Here is a 2,723-nt window from a genome sequence, read left to right on the forward strand (position 1 = left end):
TCAGAACGTTTTTTATTTAATCTAATAATTATTTTCATATACTTCATCTTGATTCATTTCATTCTCTTGATAATACTCTTGTTCATCCGTTTCATCTTCAATAACTTCTTCCTCAGAAGCTTCTATTAATTCTAAATGAGTTTTCAATGTATTAATTGTATTTTGTAATTCTTCATGATCTAACTGCCAGTAATAAATACCCTCCGGTTGATAATCATATCCTTCTAAAGATAGCTTTTCGATATCAATTTTAGAACCGTGCGTTGCATAAGAGAAAAAGCTCTTCATTTCTGTAAATGTCATATTCGTAGACATATTTTTTCCTACTGCTTCAATAACATCATCATATTTTAACACCGATGAAACTGATGCAACTTTACTTACCATTGCGTCGACAATTTCTAATTGTCTTTGTCCACGCATTACATCTGTATCTTGTTTACGAGTACGAGCCAAGGCTAAAGCTTCTTCCCCGTCTAATGTTTGTTCACCTGGCATTAAATGAATAGAGTCTCTTTTATCTTTAGAGTTTGATTCCTTAAATTCGTATGGTACCTCTACATCAATTCCACCAATTGCATCTACTACATCAACAAATGCGTTAAAATTAACCTTTACATAATAATCAACAGGAATATCTAATAAGTTCTCCACTGTATCAATTGTCGATCTCGTTCCACCGAATGCATGTGCGTGGTTAATTTTATCTTCGTATCCAACTTCTGGTATGTAAACATATGAGTCACGAGGAATACTTAATAGTTTTACACTTTTATCATCTTTATTTAATGATGCCAAAATTAATGCGTCTGTTCTCGTCGGTTCTCCTCGTTCACTTCGTTTTTCATTTTCATCAATTCCCATTAAGAGAACTGTTACGTTATCGAATTTCGGGTCAACATAATCATCTCGTAAATCCGATTTATCCCTTCCGTCATCTTCATAAGCATCATTCATTGTTGAACCAGCTTTTATATATAAATGAACTCCATATCCACCAACGAGTAAAACAACTAATAAAAAGGGTATTAAGCCAAACTTAACCCACCCTCTTAATTTTCGTTTCGGAGTTTTTATTCTTGTGTGCTTCATTTTATTAGACTCCTTTAATCATACTTATATTCATATTTAAACAAATTTACTCTTATATTATACTACTTCTTCATTATAAGTATCAAGGATTGATTGCATTTTGTAATCATCATTTAATATTTTGGTATTTTTAACCGAAATCGCCTAAATTTAAGTCTAAGAAATTTTTGTATAATATTATACACTTTAATTTTTATACTGATCACTCAGAATTGTAACCTCGTATATTGTTATTGACTAGTATTTTTATTTCAAAAAAGGGAATAAATGTTATTAGTTAACAAACAAAAAAATCTCTTATTTATCTTAAAGATTAAAGATAAATAAGAGACAAATTCATAACTTATTAATTATATTCCGCTATATCATAATGGTAATTTGGGCGATCTATAAAACTATATACCTCTTTTATTCTACTTATTTGCTTTCGAGCCCAACCAATATCTGTCGCGTATTGTTTCCATGCATATCCGTCAGCCATTCTCGGGTTCCAACGCATTTTATATAAAGTGTTTTGTTTATACGCGTTGTGGATGTATTGTTGCCCCACCCATTTTGCTCCTCCTTCAATAGCTTTCTTTGGAGTAGTCCATCCTTCTTCGTATGCTCTAATCGCTCCTGCATTATTTGGATTACTATCAACAGCACCAATACCGTACATATTGTATACCTTTTTAATAGATGTTAAATTTTTTCGATTACTACTGGTAACAACAGTAGGTTTTCCACTCTTATTCTTTCCAACTTCTATTCCTGTTGCTAGTTTAGAAGTACCGTTACCTGTCTCAAGTAGAGAGTGAGAGATTAGATAAGCTTCATTTACTTTACCTTGCTTTGCTCCATTAATAAAAGCTTGACCTTGATTATTTAAAACACCTTTTCCTTTTAACATACCATTTAGTTGACTAGCGGTAGCACCTGCTAAAGTATCTAAACGTAAATGTTGAAATTTGTCAGTATTTTTTGGATTCATTTCCGAACTCAAATCTGAAGCAGTCGGAAGTCTCCAAGTCTTGTATTCTATTTCGTACCATGAACCTTCCTTATTTTTAATTGTAATCTTATCGCCCTTTAATAGTTTTCCAAAAATATGAGACGAGGTATTTTGTCCTGCACGAACATTCACGGTAGCCAATACTTCACCTTCATTAATATCAACATATTTGGAGGAAATATAATATAATTTACCATTGTTTGATATTTGGTACCACTTATTAGAGGCCCCTAAAATTATATCATTCACTTCCTTAATAACATTTACTGTATTACCTTTTTTCATTTGATTTATTATATCGGAATTTACAGTTGGCTTTGTTCGAACATTAACAGTTCCAGTCACGGTCCCTCTTCCTTTTAAAGTTACATATTTATTTGCAATGTAAGATTTATCGTTTCTATATTTATCTGTTTGTGGATTGTGAGATAATTGTATGTTTACTGCCTCTACCAATGTAAGTTTGTAATTTGTGTATTCTGTCTTGATTACAGGTTCAATACTTATATTATTTACTAATTCAGAGATTTTATCTAAGGTTTGTTGATCTGTAATTCCATCGTCTTTCAAGCCATTAGCATTTTGAAAATCCTTTACAACATTTGCCGTTACAGTTCCATATACATTAGATGGATTT

General features: G+C 31.6%; 2 protein-coding genes. Both read right to left on the reverse strand.

Annotation, left to right across the window (positions count from 1 at the left end):
* Window positions 1–21: 21 nt before the first annotated feature.
* Window positions 22–1,092, reverse strand: a complete 1,071-nt coding sequence (locus tag SPD45_RS14285) for an LCP family protein (protein ID WP_336268450.1) — start codon at window positions 1,090–1,092, stop codon at window positions 22–24.
* A 346-nt stretch (window positions 1,093–1,438) separates the two neighbouring features.
* Window positions 1,439–2,723: N-acetylglucosaminidase (locus SPD45_RS14290; RefSeq protein WP_336268451.1), on the reverse strand; the 1,285-nt coding region annotated here is incomplete at its 5' end.

The organism is Pseudogracilibacillus sp. SO10305 (genome assembly GCF_037072005.1).
Classification (GTDB): domain Bacteria; phylum Bacillota; class Bacilli; order Bacillales; family Amphibacillaceae; genus Pseudogracilibacillus; species Pseudogracilibacillus intestinigallinarum.

What these genes read in the sequence shown, in the direction of transcription:
- SPD45_RS14285 (WP_336268450.1), bottom strand. Translation starts at nt 1,092, where the DNA reads ATGAAGCACACAAGAATAAAAACTCCGAAACGAAAATTAAGAGGGTGG.